Raw genomic sequence first — 18,657 nt, forward strand, 5'->3', positions numbered from 1 at the left:
ACTTCTCCCCGTATAGTGACGGGGAGAAGGGGCTGGCCGCAATGTTGGCGCCCTTCTCCCACCGCTGGCGAGTCGCGAAACCAGTGATGACAGCCCCCTCTCCCCGTCACTATACGGGGAGAGGATGCCGGCAGGCAGGTGAGGGGCGGCGCCAGCGCTCGGTGGACGGGCGATGGAGGCAAATTCGACCTGCCCTGCCAATCTCTCGCACGCGGCGCGGGAGTGGGAGGCTAACAGTCGCAAAACCGGAAACCACTTTTGCTGATCGCCCACTGATGCTAAACGCGCGCCTTCATGTCACGCTCGGCCTGGCGGCCGGGCGATCTCCGGGAAAGCAAAAATGTCCGCCTTCAAGTCCGACTTCCTGCGCACGATGAGCGAGCGCGGCTTCATCCACCAGACCTCGGATGATGCCGGCCTCGACCAGCTTTTCGCCAGGGAGACGGTGAGCGCCTATATCGGCTTCGACGCGACGGCGAAGAGCCTGCATGCCGGATCGCTGATCCAGATCATGATGCTGCACTGGCTGCAGCAGACCGGCCACCGGCCGATCGCGCTGATGGGCGGCGGCACCTCGATGATTGGCGATCCCTCGTTCAAGGACGAGGCGCGCAAGCTTTTGACGCCGCAGGACATCGAGGACAATCTGGCCGGCATCCGCCGCAACTTCGCGCCCTACCTCAAATTCGGAAGCGGCGCCGGCGACGCCGTCATGATCAACAATGCCGACTGGCTGATGGAGATCAACTACGTCAACTTCCTGCGCGACGTCGGCCGGCATTTCTCGGTCAATCGCATGCTCGCTTTCGATTCCGTGAAGCTGCGCCTCGACCGCGAGCAGTCGCTGTCGTTCCTCGAATTCAACTACATGATCCTGCAGGCCTACGACTTCGTCGAACTCTACAAGCGTCTCGGCTGCCGCCTGCAGATGGGCGGCTCCGACCAGTGGGGCAATATCGTCAACGGCATCGACCTCGGCCATCGCATGGAGAACGCGCAGCTTTACGCGCTGACCACGCCGCTGCTCACCACCTCGTCGGGCGCCAAGATGGGCAAGTCTGCGTCGGGCGCGGTCTGGCTCGACGGCGACATGCTGTCGCCCTACGAGTTCTGGCAGTACTGGCGCAACACCGAGGACGCAGATGTCGGCCGCTTCCTGAAACTCTATACGACGCTGCCGCTCGACGAGGTCGCGCGGCTCGAAAAGCTCGGCGGCGCGGAGATCAACGAGGCGAAGAAGATCCTCGCCACCGAGATCACCGCCATGCTGCATGGCCGCGAGGCGGCGGAAACGGCAAGCGAAACCGCGCGCAAGACCTTCGAGGAAGGCGCGCTTGCCGACACACTGCCCAGCGTCGAAGTCGGCAAGGCCGCGCTCGAAGCCGGCATCGGCATCCTGTCGCTGCTGGTCACCGCCGGGCTCGCCGCCTCCAATGGCGAGGCGCGGCGTCATGTCCAGGGCGGCGCCGTGCGCCTCAACGACCAGCCGGTCGCGGACGACCGCCGGACTGTGACGCTTCAGGATTTGAGTCCGGAAAACGTCGTAAAGCTTTCAGTTGGCAAGAAAAAACACGTCCTGGCGCGGCCGGTGTGACGCGCCGCCTCAGCGGTATTCGAAGATCGACCTGAATATTCCGGGAGCGATTACCGAAAGCGGGTTGATGTCGAGGCTCGGCTTGTTGGCATTGCCTCTCAGCCGGAAAGTGACGCCGATCAGGCCGCGATCCCGGCCGTTTCCGAGCAGCGGGCCGAACAGCGGCAGTTCGCCGAAGATGCGGTTCAGCCCATAGACCGGCATGAAGGTGCCGGTCATGTCCATGTTGTTGTTCTGGTCGTAGAGCGTACCTTGGAAGGTGGTGCCGATGCGCTCGCCGCGCAGCACCCCGTTCGCCAGCTTCAGATAGCCGGCGCCCTTGTCGATCTCGGCGTAGCCGCGCTCGAACTTGACCCTGGACGTATCAATATCGGCCTTGACCGCCTGGTTCAGGCTGCGCGTGTCGCCGGCCGGCGTGGTCGACACGATCGAGGCGAGCTTCGGCTCGTTGACGACGAAGAAGTTGGTGGCATCGACCTGACCCTTCATCGGCCCGTCGCTGGTGCCCGCCATCGACAGCGTGATCGAGCCACCCTCCATATGCTCGTAGACATTGAGGAAGCGCAGTATGGCGCCGGCGTCGGCCGACTTCATGCTGAGCGCCCGCCTGCTGTCGGCGGTCGTGTTGCGGATGGTAATGGCCGCGCCGGAGCTCGCCGTCGCGCTGACCTCGAGGCCGTTCACCCGGGAACCCGCGGCGCTGTAGTTCAGCTTGAGGTTGGACAGCACCTCGTCATGGAAACCGGTCAGCGAACCGACATCGGCGTCGACGGAAATCGCGTCGGTGCCGGTGGTCTTGGTGGCGGTGTCGACATCGGAGGTGAACTGCTTGATCAGCGAGCGTGCATCGAGCGCCTCGCCGCTGACATCGACGGCATAGCCCTTGCCCGACCGCTTCACCGTCACCGCGACGTCGTCGCCCCTGTTCAGGGCGACCTTGCTGAAGCGGGCCGAAGACAAGGCGCCATTGACCAGCGTGACGTCGCCGTCGATGGAGAAACTCTTTCCGTCGAGGTCGAAATCGGAGAGCGTCGTGGTGCCGCCGGACTTGGTCATTGCAAATGTGACCTTGGCGGGGACGCCGGCGCCCTTGCTCCAGCCAGCCCAGGGGATATCGAGCCTGGCGCTGGTGAGATCAGCCGAGACGTTCTGTTCGTCGCCGTCGCTCTTGTCGATCGCCACCTTGATGGTCCCCGAAAGCAGCGGCGACAGGCCGGGCATGGCGGTGGCGCGCGTCTTGTCGTCGAGCACGAGCTCGACCTTGCGACTGGGCGGTGGCCCGTCATCGGCAAGCGGCTCGACGATGTCGAGCTCGGCCGGAATGCCGTTCAGCCGCGCCTTGGCCGAGATCACCGCCTGTTTCGGCTCGACGGTGATCGAGCCGTCGGCCTCCGTCACGGTCTGGTCCTCGAACGGCTTGGCGAGCGACAGGTCCTTGTAGTCCAGCGTTACCAGCCAGTTGAGCTTCGAAGTGTCGACGCCAGACGTCAGCGGAATATCGGCCTTGACGTGGCCGGTGACCGTGCCGGTGAGATCCTCCGGCGACAGGCCGACATGGCGCATGGCGTTGATCGGCTCGTAGGAGGCGAGCTCGGCGATCGCCGGCGCCTCGCCGGCGACGTCGATGTCGAGCGCGCCGATCACCGGCGAGTGGTTGGCCTGCTTGACCGTCAGCGTGCCGTTGCTGGCCGCCACGGTGCGGCCGCTGGCCATGTAGACGCTGCCCGACGACAGCGCGATGTCGACATCGTTGCCGCGGAAGGAAACGACGCCCACCGCGTCACGGATCGGCGGGATGCGGCCGGCCGTGTCGAAGCGCGAACCCTCGACCTGAAAGCGGCCGAACACCTCGTCGGCGGACAGCGGGACGCCGTTGCCGAGCCGCCCCGGCACGACCTGGAACTGCAGGGTGGCGTCGACTACGCGACCGCCGAACAGATTGCTCAGCACCCACAGGCGGGCGTTGCGGGCGGAGAACCAGGGCCACAATTGCTTGACATGCGAGACCGGCATGTCGTGGATGTTGAGAGAGAGAGATATGCCCGGCGGGCCATTGTCGATGAAGGTGACCGAGGCCGTGCCCAGCACCTCGCTGGAAGATCCCGAGCGGACGCCGATCTTCTCGGCGATGAGCTTGTTGCTCTTCGGCTGATAGACCCCGGCGATGCGAGCCACGAAATCGAGTGCCGGCTCGGGCGACTCCGACGGAGAGAGCTTCGAGCCGTCGCTGGTCAGGTCGTAGCGATAGGCGGGTTCCTCGCCAGCGGTTGCCGGCTTTGGTCCGATCGAGCCGGCGAAGTCGAAGGTCGAGCGGCCGGTCTTGAGCAGAAGGCGGGTGACATCGATCTTGTTGGCGCCGGCGACAAGGGTGGCATTGGCGTCGACGTCGGCGGGCAGCTGCCCGCGCGAGCCGAGATCGAGCACGGAGCCTGCCAGCGACAGCGAGGCCGTCAGACGCGACTTCGTCTCCGCTGCTCCTTCCACACCTGTCAATTTCAAGGTGACGGCGCCCAATTTGCCACCGGTCCCTGCTCCGGCGTCGGCGGCGAGACTGACGTTGGCGTCCAGCGCCGTGACCCGCCCGGTTGCAGTATCGCGGGCGGCGGAGGCGGCGATGGTGAGCGCGCGACCATCGACATCGGCGTCGTAGGAGGCCTGCATGCTGCCTGGGCCGGTCTGCAGGACAGTGGCATTGGCCACGGTGACCCGCTTGACCGGACTGGTGTCCGACAGAACGAACTCGACATTGCGCAGATCGACCTGGCGAATCGAATCCTCGCGCACGGCATCGAGGGCGTGGTTGACATTGGCGAAGACCGCGGCAACCACCTTGTCCGGATCAACCAGGCCATCCGCGTTGCGAAGCGACGCCGTCCAGTCGCCGCCAGTGGATGGCATCGCCGCCGGCATGAAATGCGCGTCGGAAATCCGGGCGCTGGTCAGGCGCACCTCGCCCGAGAGCAGCGGGATCAGCCGGATGCCGAAGCGGACACGGCCGGCATCGGCGATCGGCTTGCCGCCGGCGGTCTTCAGGCTGACGTCACTCACCTGCAAGGCAATGAAGCTCGACCCGTCGAGCGTCAGCCGCGCCGGGCCGACGGCGACATCGACATCGAAGCCGGCCAGTTTCTCGATGGCGGCTTCCGCCGCGGCGCGAAGCCGCTCGGTGCCGATGCCGGACGCGCCGAGCACATAGACCGCGGCAGCGGCCAGCAGCACCAGAGCGCTGAACCCGGCGACCACGCGGGCAAGGATGCGGAAGCCTCGGCCTATCCTGGCGCGGCCGAGCGGCGGCACGGTGCAAGCAGAGGGGAAAGTCCCCAGGTCGGTGATCTCGTCACGCCTGAACCTGATCTTCTCGTGCTGCGGTTCTTCCTGATCCACGCAATCTTCCGTTGTAGCGAACTCGATCGTGGACGAATCCCCGTCTGACACTATATCGATGCGGCTTCGCGCGTAACCTCAAACAAGGGCAGCGACATGGCCGATCTCGACGTAGGCGATCTTGCGCCGCAATTCGATCTTCCACGCGACGGTGGCGGGTCGCTCAGCCTCGCCGCATTGCTGGGAAAGCCTGTTGTACTTTATTTCTATCCGCAGGACGACACCACGAGCTGCACCAATGAGGCGATCAGCTTTTCGCAATTAAAGCCGGACTTCGAGAAGGCCGGCGCCGTGGTCATAGGGCTGTCCCCCGACAGCATCAAAAAGCACGACAAATTCAAGCAGAAATATGACCTTACCGTCGATCTGGTCGCCGACGAGGAGCGCAGGGTGATCGAGGCCTACCATCTGTGGGTCGAGAAGACGATGTATGGCCGCAAATATATGGGCGTCGAGCGGGCGACGTTTCTGATCGGCAAGGACGGGCGCATCGCCAGGATCTGGCGGCAGGTCCGCGTCAAGGGCCATGCCGAAGCGGTGCTGGAGGCCGTGCGCGCGCTCTGAGGCCTGCTCGAAGGTCTTCGCCGCAACCTGATGCCCGCTCTGCGAGCATTGGTTATCGCCGCATTCGGCCCGGCAAAGCTTTATTAACCCTAATAATGTGTAATCAGGCTCTTCGTGGCGTCACAACGAAAGCTTGGTCCCGTGAACCCAACCGGTCAGTCTGCGGTCTTCGGTAAACGCAAGGAGCCCCATACGGTCATCATCGCCCGGGGCAATGAAATCAGGCATTTCACCATCCGCCCCTGGCTTGCTGCCTTTCTCGGCTCGGCGCTGGCGGCTATCGTCATCGGCTACCTGCTTGCCACCTCCTACCTGGTGCTGCGTGACGACCTGATCGGGGCCACGACGGCCCGGCAGGCGCGCATGCAACAGGCCTACGAGGACCGCATATCGGCGCTTCGCGCCCAGGTCGACCGCATCACCAGCCGCCAGCTCCTCGACCAGCAGCTGATGGAAACCAAGGTGAGCGAGCTTCTGGAGCGCCAGACCCAGCTCAGCCAGCGTCACGGCCGCCTTGGCCCGATCCTGGAGCGCGCTGAAAGCGAAGTCGGTGCCGCGTCCGCCGCCGATGGCGCCGCGGCGGCCAAGCCGGATGAGCGCGCCGAGGTGATCAGCGCCCAGTCAACCTATTCGATCGCCAGCCTCGGTGCCGGCGACACAAGACCGTTCTCATTGTGGTCGACACGCTCCGATCCGCTGCCCAGCGATTCGGCCGCCGACCGCGCCGACAGGCTGTTCGTGTCGATCAACCAGTCGCTCAAGGCGATCGAGAGCGAGCAACTCAGCCGCGTCACCACGCTCGCCGACAATGCCTACAAGAATGCCGACGCCATCACCCAGGCGCTCGCGGCCGCCGGCCTGCCAGTCGACAGCGTCTTCGGCAAGGATAGCGATGTCGGCGGTCCGCTGATCCCGCTCAACGCGTCGACGATGTTCGACAGCAAGGTCAAGGAACTGGACGAGGCGCTGGATGCGCTCGACCATTTGAAGAAGGAAGCGCGGCGGCTGCCGCTTGCAAACCCCGCCCCCGGTCACTCCGTCACCAGCCCGTTCGGCGTGCGCACCGATCCGATCCTCGGCACCGCGGCCTTGCATTCGGGCATGGATTTCAGGGCGCCGATGGGCATGCCCGCCAAGGTCACAGCGGCCGGCGTCGTCACCAAGGCCGGCTGGAACGGCGGCTATGGCCGCATGGTCGAGGTCGACCATGGCAATGGCTTCGCCACGCGCTACGGGCACTTGAGCGAGATCGACGTCACGGTCGGCCAGAAGCTCGCAGCCGGCGATATGATCGGCAAGACCGGCAGCAGCGGCCGTTCGACCGGCCCGCATCTCCACTACGAAGTACGCCACAATGGCGAAGCGGTCGACCCGCTGCGCTTCCTGACCGTCGGCAAGAAGGTCGCGCAGTACCTTTAGCTAGCTAGGCCGTAGACTCATAGGCGCGCAGCCACAGCCACATTGACGCGAGTTGGACCATGGCAACAGACCGGTTGGGATCTCAGCTCGCTTTCTAGTGGCATGGCTCGACGTCGCAAAAGGCGTCAATCCAGGCATGGAAACTTGGCGCAACCTGATCGACGGTTCCAAAATCGTGATCGAAGAACCAAATTCCCCGCCTGTCGGCGCTGTCACCGCCAAGCTGGTCCGCATTGAAGCAGAACTTGTTTCCGGACCCGTCGCTGGCGATAGCGATAAGCCGATCAGGCATCCCGATCTCGCGCCAGCCAAGCGTTTCCTCTACTATCTCCTTCGGAGAATAGAAGTTGCTGAGATCATGCAGATCCAGCCCACGCACGACGATCGCGTTCAAAAGCGCGATTGTCGGCCGAGGCAATCCCACGTCGAGTACCGCTTGTCGATAGTCTTCGGGAAAGCGGACGCCTATCTGCTGCTCAGCGGCACTCAAATCCCCCTCTAAGACTGACGCAGGGGGATAGCTAGGGGTAGTCCACTTCTCAACAAATCGCGAAAGTGACATGCTCGCTATTTTCCAACGCGAAGTAGACTTAGCAGCTTGGGGACGCATGGCAACGCCCGCTTCCCAAACCATTTCGGTGAGCCCAGTTATGAATTCAGCTAGCGGTTTGCGCCGGGACTTTCCCGCTGCCCCGACAGAAACACCGTCGCTGCCGAAACCAAGGTGAGAGCGCCGTTTTTCAAGGCTGCCTCGTCAACGCGGAACTTGGCATGGTGGAGCGGAAAGACCGATCCGACGTCCTCGTTGCGGATGCCGAGCCGGAAATAGACCGACGGAATTCTCTCGCTGTAATAGGCAAAATCGTCGGCAATGCTCCACCCAGGCATGTTGAGCGCATTCTCCGCGCCGATGCTGGCCTTGGCGCCGGCAAGGATCAGTTCGGCCATCTCGGCATCGTTGACGACGCCGGGCTCGCCCCTGTGGATGTCGACCTTCACCTTTGCGCCGTGGCTGGCCGCGGCGCCCTCCAGCACTTCGCGAACCCGGCGCCAGGCGCGCTCGCGAGTAGCGTCATTGCCGCTGCGGATGGTGCCCTTCAAAGCGACTCTGCCGGCCGTGACATTGTAGGCATTGCCGCCATTGATGGCGGTCACCGAAATGACCAGCGGATCGAAAGGATTGGTCTCGCGCGAGACGATCTTCTGCAGTTCGCCCACCATGGAGCAGGCGACAGTCAACGCATCGATGCCTTCATAGGGTTTTGCCGCATGCGCGGCCGATCCGGTAACCAGGACATCGAACGTGTCGCAGGCCAGCGTGTAGGGACCAGAACCGACGGCGACCTTGCCCGACGGCGTATAAGGATCGACGTGGACGCAGAGCGCGGCATCGATGTCGTCGAGATGCCCTTCCGCCACCACTCGTTTGCCGCCCGACGGCTCGTCCTCCTCGGCCGGCTGGAAGATCAGGCGGACGGTGCCGCCGAAACTGTCGCGCGTTCGATGCAGATGGGCGGCCACCGCAAACCCCATCGCGGCATGGGCATCGTGACCGCAGGCATGCATTACGCCGGGATTGAGCGACGCGAAGTCGACGCCGGACTCCTCCTCGATCGGCAAGGCATCGATATCGGCACGAATGGCGATTTTGCGGTTCGACGGCCGGCCGGTACCGACAATATCGACGGCAAGACCATAGCCGGCGACATCGCGGATATTCTCGATCCCCTGCCCGGCGAGCATCTCCCGCAAATAACTTTGCGTTGCCGCTTCGCGGTTCGAAAGCTCCGGATGGCGATGCAAATGCCGGCGAACCTCGATCATCCGGTCGAGAATTGCGCCATCGATGCTGATCGGGGCGGCAATCGCGCTATCCTCAGGGTTTGACATGGATTTCTCGCGGGAACCTGGTCAGGGTCTCGTTGCCGGTTTCGGTTATCAGGATGGTCTCGCTGATCTCGATGCCCCAGCCATCCATCCACATGCCGAGAATAGAATGAACGACGTTGCCGGGTTGAAGCACCGTCCTGTCGCCGGGCCTCAGGCTGATCGTGTGTTCGCCCCAATCCGGCGGATAGGCGACGCCGATGGAATAGCCGATGCGCGATTCCTTCTTCAGCCCGTAGCGTTGAATGACCTTGCGCCAGGCGGCTTCCACCGCTTCGGCGGTGGTTCCGGGCCTCGCCGCCTCGAGCACCGCGTCCATGCCCTCGATCACCGCCTTTGCCGTGTCCGCGACATTTGTCGGCGTCTTGCCGAGCTGCAGGGTTCTTGCGAGCCCGGCGGCATAGCGACGGCAGACCCCGGCGAGTTCGAGCGCGATCGTCTCGTTTTCTCCGAACCGCCTGTCGCTCCACATGATGTGCGGAGCGGAGGCATTCTCGCCGCCCAGGATGGTCGGAGGAAGAGCGGTGATGTCGCCGGCGAAGTCCGGACTGCCGGCGATCTGCGCCGCCTGGATGGCGGCGATCGCGTCGCATTCGCGAACGCCTGGCGCGATGACCTCGTAGGCCCGCGCGACAGCCGCCTCGGCCAGTCTCGATGCCTTGCGCAGGTACTCGATTTCGGGCGCCGATTTGACGGCGCGGATCCAGTTCACCAGAAGATCGGCTTCGTGCCATCTGGCATTGGGCAGTCCGGCGACGAGCCGGGCATGCGCTTTCGGCGAAAAGTAATAGGCTTCGAGCTCGATGCCGATGTGACGATTGCCCCAGCCCTTGGCGACGATCCAGCCTGCTATCCAGTCCATTGGATGCCGATCGGCGCGCTGGACATGATCCTCCGGGAAGCCGACAACGTTCTCGGGCTTCATCCAGGCGGTGAGTAGGCCGCCGGCGGCATCCATGGCGCGGCCGATCCAGACCGGCTCGATCTCCTCGATCGGAACCAGCACCATTTGCGGCGTGTAGAACGACCAGCCGTCATAGCCGGTGATGTAGTGCTGGTTGGCAACGTCGTTGACGATCAGGAGCTCCACGCCGCGCCTTGCCATCTCGGCGCGGATCTTGCGAAGCCGCTGCTGGTATTCGTCGCGCTTGAATGGCAGTTCGATCATCTTTCCCCATGCCTTGCTCGATCAACAGTCGCGGGCGTGCCGCAGCCTACCCTTGAAATGGTTCTGACCTAGCGGCAATCGGCCAAGCCGGCGCGTGGACAGGGCCTGGACCGATATGCCCGGTAATTTCCGGCCGCGCCCGGAAGGTCGTTGACTCGGGTTAAGTTGTAGGATGATATGTATCACCCGATATCCAGACATTACCGCTCATGACCGTTCACCGCCTCTCGCCGGAAATCCTCAGCGCCATGGAAGGCGCTGTCGGACCGAGCGGTGTCGCCATCTCAGGCTCCGACATGGCTAAATATCTCGGCGACTGGTCGGGCGATCATCGCGGCGGAGCACTTGCCGTGCTGAAGCCGGCATCGGCCGCCGAGGTCCAGGCCGTGGTTCGGTTGTGCGGCGCGCTTGGCCTCGGCATCATCCCGCAAGGCGGCAACACCGGGCTGGTGGCAGGCGCGATCGACATCGAGGCGCGTGGCGCTGTGGTGATCAGCCTGGAGCGGCTGAACCGCATCCGCCTCGTCGACGCCGACAACTTCGTGCTGCAGGCCGATGCCGGCTGCGTCCTGCAGGCGATCAAGGACGCCAGCGAGGCGCATGACTGCCTGTTTCCGTTGGCGCTCGGCGCCCAGGGCAGCTGCCAGATCGGCGGCAATGCGGCGAGCAATGCCGGCGGCGTCAACGTCTTGCGCTACGGCATGGCGCGTGACCTCATCCTCGGCCTTGAAGTGGTGCTGCCCGACGGCGAGCTGTGGGACGGCTTCTCCGGCCTGCGCAAGGACAATCGCGGCTATGACCTGAAGCAGCTTTTCATCGGCTCGGAGGGCACGCTCGGCATCATCACCGGCGTCGAGCTGAAACTGTTTCCGAGGCCGGCCCGCATCGAGACCGCCTATCTCGGCCTTGCCTCCTTCGAAGCGGCCGTCGCGCTGTTCCGGCAAGCGCGCCGGGCCACCGCCGACCTGATCTCGGCCTTCGAGATTATCGGCCAGGAATGCATCGATCTCGCGCGCCTGGTCGACGCCGATCTCTTGTCGCCTGTCGAGGCTCCGGTTCATGTGCTGATGGAGCTTTCCGCCAGTGCCGCTGTCGACCTGCGTGCCTTGCTGGTCGATTTCCTCGCCGGCGCCATGGAGAGCGGCCTGGTCGCAGAAGCCCTGCTTGCCGACAGCGATGGCCACGCCAAGGCATTCTGGGCGATCCGCGAGGGGCTGGTCGAGGGCCAGGCAAAGCGCGGCTACCATGTGCGCACCGACCTTTCGGTGCGGATCTCCGACGTCCCAGCCCTCGTCGACCAGGCGCGCCGCTTCGTGGCCGTGGAACATCCGGGCTGGCTGCCGCAGGCCTACGGCCATGCCGGCGACGGCAACATCCATTTCAACGTCCTGCCGCCGGAAGGCCTGGCCGTAGGCGAGGCGCGCAGCCGGGGCGCCGACATCACCGCCGGCCTCTATCGCATCGCCAATTCGCTCGGCGGCTCGATCAGCGCCGAGCACGGCATCGGCCGCAGCCGCCATCGCGCCTTTTGGGCCGGGCTGGCGCCCGCCCATCGCCGGCTCGTCACCGCGCTGAAACAGGCGCTCGACCCTGATGGCCTGATGAACCCCGGCTGCCTGCTGCCGCCAACGGAGACCGTTCCATGAAGCAAAGACTGGCCGCCATCGGCACGGTGGAAACGCTGCCGCACCGGGTCGCTGCCTTCCTCAGCCGCGAGATCGAATCGGGCGAGCTCAACCCCGGCATGCGGTTGCCGACCGAACAGGAGCTTTCGGAAAAATTCGGCGTCAGCCGCAACGTGGTGCGCGAGGCGATCGCCCAGCTTCGCGCCGACGGCATGATCGAGGCCCGGCAAGGCGTCGGCGCCTTCGTGCTGGCGCCGGAGCAGCGCGCCTCGATCCGCATCGACGGCGAGGCGCTGAAGGACAGCGAGAACATGGAGCGGCTGTTCGAGCTGCGCTGCATCCTCGAGGCCGAATCCGCGGCACTTGCCGCCGAGCGGCGCGGACAGGAGCACCTGGACGCCATCAAGGCAGCGCTCGACCGCATGAGCGGCGAGGAGCGCTGGGAGGAAGGCAGCATAGATGCGGACCTCTTGTTCCACCGCGAGATCGCGCGCGCCACTGGCAACAGCTACATCCACACCTTCATCTCCTTCGTCTGCGAACAGATCCGCCGCTCGATCCACTACGCCCGCCTGACCAACCCGCTGCACGATCTGGTCGAGGTCAATGTCGGCGAACATGTGCGCATTTACGAGGCGCTGGTCGCCGGCGATCCCAGCGCCGCCGAGGCAGCGATGCGCGCCCACATCATCGGCGCGGCGGAGCGCGTCGGCGTCAAGCTGCCGGCAGCGCGGCACAAACAGTCCGGCAAGGGAAAGTAAAATGCCGATCGGGGACACAAAGGCGATTTCGGATGTCTGCCTGCTCGTCGAGGACATCGAGCGCACCGTGGCGTTCTATGTCGAGAAGCTCGGCTTCCGGCTGCGCCGCCGCGCCGAGGGTTTTGCCGACTTCCATGGCGAGGGCGTGACGCTTGCCGCCTGGGAGATCGACCACATCAACCGGCATACCGGCGTGTCCAAGCTGAGATCGCCGCGCCAGGCGCACAAGGTCTGCGTGGCGGTGCGGCTCGACAGCCCCGGCGAGATCGACCGGCTGCATGGCGAGCTGAGCGCCAAGGGCGTGCCCTTCTATGGTCCGCCGCAAGACTATGTCTGGAACGCGCGCTGCGCCTACTTCACCGATCCCGACGACACGCTTTGGGAATTATACGCCTGGCTCGACGGCGGCCCCGGCGACTACCACGACGAACAGCCGTAGACGTCGCGCCGTGGGAGCGGCGCGCAATGAAGAAACCTCTTGCAACAGGAGCGAAAAATGAGTGGGAACAGGCATTTCGACATGAACCGCCGCAGCTTCGTGAAATCCGGCATCGCCGCCGTTGCCGCCGCGTCCGCCGGCATGCAGCTGGTGCTGACGCCCGGCGCCAAAGCGGCCGGCAAGGTCGTCATCCAGTATGACTGGCTGATGTCCAACGGCCAGATCGGCGATATCGCGGCCGTCGCCAACGGCTATTTCAAGGACGCCGGACTGGAGGTCGAGTTCAGCCCCGGCGGGCCGAACGCAGCGACCGTGCCGCCGGTGGTCTCGGGCGCCGCCCAGCTCGGCCAGTTCTCGGAAACGCCGCAGCTCTACGCGGCGCGCGCCAGCGGTGTCCCGGTGAAGATCATCGCCTGCGGCTTCCGCACCGGCCCCTATGCCTTCACCTCGAAGCCGGCGAAACCGATCCGCGGCGTTGCCGACCTCAAAGGCAAGAAGATCGGCATCCAGCCGACGGCGCGGTTCGTCATCGACGAGATCCTGGCCAAGAACGGCATCGATCCGTCGGAAGTCACCATCGTCAATGTCGGCTTCGACAAGGCGCCGCTGGTGCGCGGCGATGTCGACGCCATCGGCGGCTGGATCACCAACACGCAGGCGCTGAGCGTCGTCGGCGACGACCGCATCGACCTCCTCGTGCGCGATCTCGGGCTTAGTTCCTACGCCGATGTCTATTTCGCCACCGACAAGGCGATCGAGGAGAATGCAGACACGCTGGCGAAGTTCATCGGCGCCGTCGCCAAGGGTTGGGGCTGGGTGCATGCCAACCCGCAGGACGCGGTGAAGAAGATGGTCGCCGCCTATCCGGAGATGGATCTCGGCTGGGAGGAAAAGACGATCAACCTCGTTCTCAAGCTTTCCTTCGACGGCGCCACCGCCAAGGACGGCTGGGGCACGTTCGACCCCGCCTCCATCGAGGAGCAGCTGGCGCTGCTCGACAAGGTCGGCCAGTACCCGAATGGCCGGCCGGCGGCCGCGGATGTCTACACCACCAAGATCCTCGAACTGTCGGCCGCCGACCGGCCCAAGCTCGACGCGCCCGCCGCCTGATGGCGAACGCGATCGAGGCAAGCCGACTGGATGTCGGCTATGGCGTCCGGCAGACGGCGGTGAAAGTGCTCGCCGGCCTCGACCTCACGGTCGCGGCCGGCTCCTTCCTGTCGATCCTTGGACCATCGGGATGCGGCAAGTCGACCCTGCTGCGCGTGGTCGCCGACCTGCTCGACCCGCTCGGCGGCACGATCAACGTGCTTGGCGACACGCCGCATGCGGTGCGCTCGCGCCGCGATGTCGGCTTCGTCTTCCAGGATTCGACGCTGCTGCCCTGGCGCACGGTGCGCGACAATGTGCGTTTGCCGCTTGCAGTCGGGCAAGGCAGCCTGACGCGCAAGATCGAGGACCGCAGCGAGGAATTGCTGGAACTGATGGGGCTTGCCGGCTTCGGCGAGCGCCTGCCGCACCAATTATCGGGTGGCCAGCGCCAGCGCGTGGCGATCGCCCGCGCACTGCTCGGCGAGCCCAGGCTGCTGTTGATGGACGAGCCCTTCGGCGCGCTGGACGAGATCACGCGCGACCGCCTCAACGACGAATTGCTGGCGCTGTGGCGGCGCACCGGCACGACCATCCTTTTCGTCACTCATTCGATCGCCGAAGCCGCCTATCTCGGCCAGCGGGTCATCGTGCTTGCCGCCAATCCGGGGCGGCTGATCAAGGATCTCGATATGCGGCCGTTCAAGCAGGACGGCAACCGCTGCTCGCGCGAAGATCCGGCTGTCATCGCTGCCATGGCGGAACTGCGCGCGGCGCTGGAGCGCGCGTCATGAGACAGGCACCCTTGCCGCCGACGCTGGCGATCGCGCTGCCCGTCCTTGGCGCGGCCTCCATCCTGTTCACCTGGCAGTTCCTGCTGCCGTGGCTCGGCGTGCCGGCCTATATCGTGCCGACGCCGACGGCGATATTCGGCGTCTTCCAGAAGAGCTTTGCATTGCTGCTCGGCAATCTCTGGCCGACGCTGATCGAGGCGCTGGCCGGCTTCGTCATCGGCAACCTCGCCGCCGTGATGCTCGCCGTGCTGTTCGTGCACAGCCGCGTGTTGCAGGCCGCTTACTTCCCGATCGTGCTGTTCTTCAACACCATCCCGATCCTGGCGCTGTCGCCGATCATCATCCTGATCTTCGGGCTCGGCATGACGCCGAAGATCGTCATTGCCGCGGTGATCTGCTTCTTCCCGACGCTGGTCAACATGATCCGCGGACTCGATTCAGCCAGCAGCAGCGAGCACGAGCTGTTTAGGGTTCTATCGGCGACGCGCTCGGAGATTTTCTGGAGCCTGCGCCTGCCGCGCGCGCTGCCGATGCTGTTCTCCTCGCTCAGGATTGCCTCCGCCACCGCCGTCATCGGCGCTATCGTCGGCGAATGGATCGGCTCGGACAAAGGGCTCGGCGCGCTGATCATCCAGGCGAGCTTCAACTACCAGTCCGATCGGCTCTATGCGGCGATCGTGCTGTCGTCGTCGTTGTCGATCGCCCTGTTCATCCTGGTTGTGGCGATTGAGCGTCGCATCATAAAATACTGAAATTGCTTTTCATTTCGCTCTGCCGACGCCGCCGGCGCGGACCCTCGCAGTCTCCGCCGGCAGGAGCCGTCCACAACACTAAAATATTTTTGAATTCCATTTGACTGAATAAATCTTCGGTGCGAAGCTCTGCTCTCTTCGGGAGCGCAAGGCATGGCATTGCGGGGGACAAATCAGGAGTTCGGCCGGCCCTACAACCGGCGCATCGTGCTGGAGTCCATCCGCCTCAACGGGCCGATCGCACGCGGCGATATCGCCAGGGGCGTCGGCCTCACCGTGCAGACCGTGTCGACCATCGTGCGCGAACTGGAGGAACAAGGCTACATCCTGTCGCTGCGTGAAGAGCCTAAAGGCCGCGGGCTGCCGCCGGCGACGCTCAGGATCAATCCCGAAGGCGGCTATGCCGTCGGCATCCACCTCACCCCGCTCGGCATCGACGCGGCGCTGATCAACCTCAGCGGCGACGTCATCGAAAGCATGCACAGCGAAGCGCCCAACGTGACGCCCGACCACGCGTTCGACCAGATCGGCGCCATGGTCCGCGACCTGGCCGGACGGCGCGCGGGCGGACGCGTGCTTGGCGTCGGCATGGCGCTGCCCGGCCCGTTCGGCGTCGAGTCCATGAGCTTCATCGGCCCGACGACCATGACCGGCTGGAAGGACGTGGCGCTGCGCGAGCGGCTGACGACGGCCACGGGTTTGCCGGCCTTCTTCGAGACCGACATGGCGGCCGCGGCCATGGGCGAGCGCCTCTACGGCCTCGGCACCGGATATTCCGACTACTACTACCTCTATTTCGGTGTCGGCCTCGGCGGCGCCATGGTGCATGATGGCAGCGTGCTGCGCGGCGCCTGGGGCAATGCCGGCGAGATCGGCCACATCCCGGTCGTGTTCGGCGGCGAACCTTGCCCATGCGGCAACCGCGGCTGCCTGGAGCGCTATCTCTCGCTCGAGGCGCGCGGACGCTGGCACGGCAGCGACGACGCCTGGGTGGCCGAGGTCGGCCCGGTTTTCCGCAACGCCATCACCATCATCGAGAACCTGTTCGACCCCGAGACGGTGGTGCTCGGCGGGCTGGCGCCGCCGGCGCTGCTCGAACGCCTAGCGGGAGCCGCCGAGCTGCCCAATTCGGTCTCGGCCCGCAAGGACCGCGTCACGCCGCGCATCGTCGTCGCCCGCGGCGGCCAGCATGCGGTGCTGCGCGGCGCGGCGGCACTTGCCGTTTCCGGGGTGCTGTCGCCGCGCTTCGGCCAGATCTTCACCGCCAAGCGGCAGCGCGGCGGCGACCTCCTGAAAGGCGGAGACATCGCGGCATGAGCGAACCCCTGCTGGTCCTCGACAACGTCACCAAGAACTACGGCGCCATCCAGGCGCTGAAGGGCATCAGCTTTTCGATCGGGCGCGGCGAGGTCGTGGCGCTGCTGGGCGACAACGGCGCCGGCAAGTCGACGCTGGTCAAGATCATCGCCGGCGGGCTGGAGCCGACCTCCGGCCGCATGCTGTTCGAAGGTAAGGAATTCCTCGCCAGATCGCCTGCCGAGGCCAAGGCGGCCGGTATCGAGACCGTCTACCAGGACCTGTCGCTGTGCACCAATGTCGACGTGGTGGCGAATTTCTTCATGGGCCGCGAGATCACCCGCAAAGTGCTCGGCGTCCCCGTGCTCGATGAGCGCGCCATGGAAGACGTGGTCGCCAAGGCGCTCGCCAATGCCGGCACCCGCATCCCGTCGTTGCGCACCAATGTCGAGCACCTATCAGGCGGGCAGCGGCAAGCGATCGAACTCAACCGCTTCGTACACTGGGGCGGCAAGCTGGTGCTGCTCGACGAGCCGTTCGCGGCGCTCGGCGTCGAGCAGACCCGACGCGGGCTCGACATGATCCGCCAGGTGGCGAACCAGGGCATCGGCGTCGTTATCATCACCCATATCATGCAACAGGCCTTCCAGGTCGCCGACCGGATCGTGGTGATCCGGCAAGGCGTCGTGGCGGGCGATGTCGCACGCAGCAAGACAAGTCCCGACGCGGTAATCAACATGATCACCGGAGAGACGCTGGCCGGTGCCGGACCGGCGAGCTGAGGGACAAATGAGGGGTCCGGCGCAAGAGGAGCGAACGACATGAAGAGAATACTTCTTTCCGTCTTCGGTTTCCTGGCACTGGCCATTGCCACGCTCACGCCGGCATTCGCCCAGTCCAAGGGCACCGTCTATTATCTGGTGCCGACATTGCTCGATGAGTTCCAGACGGGTTCGGTGACCGCGCTGGAACTGTTCCTGAAGCAGGTCGGCTACGACTTCAAATCGCTGAACGCCGACAACAAGACCGACGGCCAGCAATCGCAGATGAACGACGTCATCGCGCTGAAGCCCGCCGCGATCGTCCTTGCGGCGGTCGATTTCAACGCGCTGAAACCGTCCGTCGAAGCGGCCCGCGCCGCCGGCATTCCGGTGGTAGAATTCGACCGCCAGATCACCTCCACCCCGTCCGACTTCACCTCGGTCGCCGGCACGGTCGAGATCGGCTACGTCGCCGCCGACCAGGCCGAGAAGCTCCTGAAAGCGAAGAACGGGGCGGTGAAGGGCAAGATCCTGCAGGTGCTCGGCGATCCCGGCGATCCCTACACGCTCGACATCCAGAAGGGGTTCGAGGAGAAGATGAAGGCGTTCCCGGACGTCAAGATCATCTCGCTTCCGGCCATGCAGTGGGAAGCCAGCAACGCCGGCACCATCGTCGCCGACCAGATGCTCGCCAATCCCGACATCGACCTGATCTTCAGCCATGCCGCGCATCTCTCGGTCGCCGGCGTCGCCTCGCTCGAGGCCGCAGGCAAGAAGCCCGGCGACGTTATGATGATGAGCTCGAACGGCGCACCGGTCGGTCTCGACCTGATCCGCAAGGGCTGGCTCAACGTCGAAGTCGAACAGCCGCTCTACGCCCAGGCCGCGGCCGTCGCCATGTTCATGGACAAGATCGTCAAAAAGGAAGAGATCAAGCCAGGCGAATATGACGTGCTTGGCCTGAAGTCGACGGTGACCAAGGAAGCCTGGGGCCCGAACATCAAGATCCCCGGCGCCGCCATCACCAAAGAGAACGTCGACAATCCGGCCTTCTGGGGCAACCAGAAGCCGCCGACCGAAACCGTAAAACCGGTCGAGTAACCACGAGGACCGCTCCGGGCTAC

16 protein-coding genes are annotated in these 18,657 nt (G+C 64.8%); 12 read left to right on the forward strand and 4 right to left on the reverse strand.

The genetic code is table 11. The features are described 5' to 3' along the window. The first annotated feature begins 340 nt into the window (after positions 1 to 340). A complete protein-coding gene (gene tyrS / locus PU724_RS14115; RefSeq protein ID WP_127311176.1) occupies positions 341 to 1,594 on the forward strand; it encodes a tyrosine--tRNA ligase in 1,254 nt (417 codons plus the stop codon). Between the two features lie 9 nt (positions 1,595 to 1,603). Here the strand turns inward: tyrS and PU724_RS14120 are convergent, their stop codons facing one another. Next, positions 1,604 to 4,978: a YhdP family protein gene (locus tag PU724_RS14120; protein ID WP_354421460.1), complete on the reverse strand. Its 3,375-nt coding sequence runs from the start codon at positions 4,976 to 4,978 to the stop codon at positions 1,604 to 1,606. A 96-nt stretch (positions 4,979 to 5,074) separates the two neighbouring features. On the opposite strand from PU724_RS14120, the gene PU724_RS14125 reads away from it, so the two are divergent. Together PU724_RS14125 and PU724_RS14130 are read left to right on the forward strand one after the other, a co-directional pair. Next, positions 5,075 to 5,542 carry a peroxiredoxin gene (locus tag PU724_RS14125; RefSeq protein ID WP_354421458.1) on the forward strand — a complete coding sequence of 156 codons (468 nt, stop codon included), beginning with the start codon at positions 5,075 to 5,077 and terminating at the stop codon, positions 5,540 to 5,542. A 141-nt stretch (positions 5,543 to 5,683) separates the two neighbouring features. Next, on the forward strand, positions 5,684 to 6,961 hold the full coding sequence (locus PU724_RS14130) for a M23 family metallopeptidase (RefSeq protein ID WP_354421457.1): 1,278 nt from the start codon (positions 5,684 to 5,686) through the stop codon (positions 6,959 to 6,961). Positions 6,962 to 7,055: 94 nt separating this feature from the next. Here the strand turns inward: PU724_RS14130 and PU724_RS14135 are convergent, their stop codons facing one another. Genes PU724_RS14135 through PU724_RS14145 form a run of 3 tightly spaced genes read right to left on the reverse strand, consistent with a single transcriptional unit; the run spans position 7,056 to position 10,016 of the window. Continuing rightward, the gene (locus PU724_RS14135) at positions 7,056 to 7,595 is read right to left on the reverse strand and encodes an SMI1/KNR4 family protein (RefSeq protein ID WP_426213259.1); all 540 of its coding nucleotides are present in this window, start codon (positions 7,593 to 7,595) and stop codon (positions 7,056 to 7,058) included. A gap of 26 nt (positions 7,596 to 7,621) precedes the next feature. Next, complete coding sequence (locus PU724_RS14140) at positions 7,622 to 8,851, reverse strand: M20 metallopeptidase family protein (protein ID WP_354421453.1); 1,230 nt, start codon at positions 8,849 to 8,851, stop codon at positions 7,622 to 7,624. Then, positions 8,838 to 10,016, reverse strand: coding sequence for a M24 family metallopeptidase (locus PU724_RS14145; RefSeq protein ID WP_426213260.1), 1,179 nt, complete (start codon positions 10,014 to 10,016; stop codon positions 8,838 to 8,840). The genes PU724_RS14140 and PU724_RS14145 overlap by 14 nt, the downstream gene beginning before the upstream one ends. A 209-nt stretch (positions 10,017 to 10,225) precedes the next feature. Between PU724_RS14145 and PU724_RS14150 the strand changes: the two genes are divergently transcribed. The 9 genes from PU724_RS14150 to PU724_RS14190 all read left to right on the forward strand — a co-directional run bounded on the left by PU724_RS14150 (position 10,226) and on the right by PU724_RS14190 (position 18,634). Continuing rightward, on the forward strand, positions 10,226 to 11,662 hold the full coding sequence (locus PU724_RS14150; RefSeq protein ID WP_354421451.1) for an FAD-binding oxidoreductase: 1,437 nt from the start codon (positions 10,226 to 10,228) through the stop codon (positions 11,660 to 11,662). Continuing rightward, on the forward strand, positions 11,659 to 12,402 hold the full coding sequence (locus PU724_RS14155; protein WP_320255715.1) for a FadR/GntR family transcriptional regulator: 744 nt from the start codon (positions 11,659 to 11,661) through the stop codon (positions 12,400 to 12,402). The genes PU724_RS14150 and PU724_RS14155 overlap by 4 nt, the downstream gene beginning before the upstream one ends. A 1-nt stretch (position 12,403) precedes the next feature. Next, on the forward strand, positions 12,404 to 12,841 hold the full coding sequence (locus PU724_RS14160; protein WP_320255713.1) for a VOC family protein: 438 nt from the start codon (positions 12,404 to 12,406) through the stop codon (positions 12,839 to 12,841). Positions 12,842 to 12,922: 81 nt separating this feature from the next. Continuing rightward, entirely contained in the window at positions 12,923 to 13,951 is a 1,029-nt protein-coding gene (locus PU724_RS14165; RefSeq protein ID WP_354421881.1) for an ABC transporter substrate-binding protein, read from the forward strand. Beyond that, positions 13,951 to 14,724: an ABC transporter ATP-binding protein gene (locus tag PU724_RS14170; protein WP_354421450.1), complete on the forward strand. Its 774-nt coding sequence runs from the start codon at positions 13,951 to 13,953 to the stop codon at positions 14,722 to 14,724. The genes PU724_RS14165 and PU724_RS14170 overlap by 1 nt, the downstream gene beginning before the upstream one ends. Further along, on the forward strand, positions 14,721 to 15,476 hold the full coding sequence (locus tag PU724_RS14175; protein ID WP_354421448.1) for an ABC transporter permease: 756 nt from the start codon (positions 14,721 to 14,723) through the stop codon (positions 15,474 to 15,476). The genes PU724_RS14170 and PU724_RS14175 overlap by 4 nt, the downstream gene beginning before the upstream one ends. 153 nt (positions 15,477 to 15,629) lie before the next feature. Next, entirely contained in the window at positions 15,630 to 16,793 is a 1,164-nt protein-coding gene (locus PU724_RS14180; protein WP_128346713.1) for an ROK family transcriptional regulator, read from the forward strand. Then, complete coding sequence (locus PU724_RS14185) at positions 16,790 to 17,554, forward strand: ATP-binding cassette domain-containing protein (RefSeq protein ID WP_292170790.1); 765 nt, start codon at positions 16,790 to 16,792, stop codon at positions 17,552 to 17,554. The genes PU724_RS14180 and PU724_RS14185 overlap by 4 nt, the downstream gene beginning before the upstream one ends. Positions 17,555 to 17,593: 39 nt before the next feature. Beyond that, positions 17,594 to 18,634, forward strand: coding sequence for a sugar ABC transporter substrate-binding protein (locus PU724_RS14190; protein ID WP_127286880.1), 1,041 nt, complete (start codon positions 17,594 to 17,596; stop codon positions 18,632 to 18,634). The last annotated feature ends 23 nt before the right edge of the window (positions 18,635 to 18,657 follow it).

Origin of the sequence: Mesorhizobium abyssinicae (genome assembly GCF_049887195.1) — a bacterium.
In the GTDB taxonomy this organism is placed as follows: domain Bacteria; phylum Pseudomonadota; class Alphaproteobacteria; order Rhizobiales; family Rhizobiaceae; genus Mesorhizobium; species Mesorhizobium abyssinicae.

Bases quoted from the DNA above. Each gene is read 5' to 3' on its own strand.
- tyrS (WP_127311176.1), top strand. From the start codon at position 341: ATGTCCGCCTTCAAGTCCGACTTCCTGCGCACGATGAGCGAGCGCGGC.
- PU724_RS14125 (WP_354421458.1), top strand. From the start codon at position 5,075: ATGGCCGATCTCGACGTAGGCGATCTTGCGCCGCAATTCGATCTTCCA.
- PU724_RS14135 (WP_426213259.1), bottom strand. From the start codon at position 7,595: ATGGTTTGGGAAGCGGGCGTTGCCATGCGTCCCCAAGCTGCTAAGTCT.
- PU724_RS14140 (WP_354421453.1), bottom strand. From the start codon at position 8,851: ATGTCAAACCCTGAGGATAGCGCGATTGCCGCCCCGATCAGCATCGAT.
- PU724_RS14145 (WP_426213260.1), bottom strand. From the start codon at position 10,016: ATGATCGAACTGCCATTCAAGCGCGACGAATACCAGCAGCGGCTTCGC.
- PU724_RS14150 (WP_354421451.1), top strand. From the start codon at position 10,226: ATGACCGTTCACCGCCTCTCGCCGGAAATCCTCAGCGCCATGGAAGGC.
- PU724_RS14155 (WP_320255715.1), top strand. From the start codon at position 11,659: ATGAAGCAAAGACTGGCCGCCATCGGCACGGTGGAAACGCTGCCGCAC.
- PU724_RS14160 (WP_320255713.1), top strand. From the start codon at position 12,404: ATGCCGATCGGGGACACAAAGGCGATTTCGGATGTCTGCCTGCTCGTC.
- PU724_RS14165 (WP_354421881.1), top strand. From the start codon at position 12,923: ATGAACCGCCGCAGCTTCGTGAAATCCGGCATCGCCGCCGTTGCCGCC.
- PU724_RS14170 (WP_354421450.1), top strand. From the start codon at position 13,951: ATGGCGAACGCGATCGAGGCAAGCCGACTGGATGTCGGCTATGGCGTC.
- PU724_RS14175 (WP_354421448.1), top strand. From the start codon at position 14,721: ATGAGACAGGCACCCTTGCCGCCGACGCTGGCGATCGCGCTGCCCGTC.
- PU724_RS14180 (WP_128346713.1), top strand. From the start codon at position 15,630: ATGGCATTGCGGGGGACAAATCAGGAGTTCGGCCGGCCCTACAACCGG.
- PU724_RS14185 (WP_292170790.1), top strand. From the start codon at position 16,790: ATGAGCGAACCCCTGCTGGTCCTCGACAACGTCACCAAGAACTACGGC.
- PU724_RS14190 (WP_127286880.1), top strand. From the start codon at position 17,594: ATGAAGAGAATACTTCTTTCCGTCTTCGGTTTCCTGGCACTGGCCATT.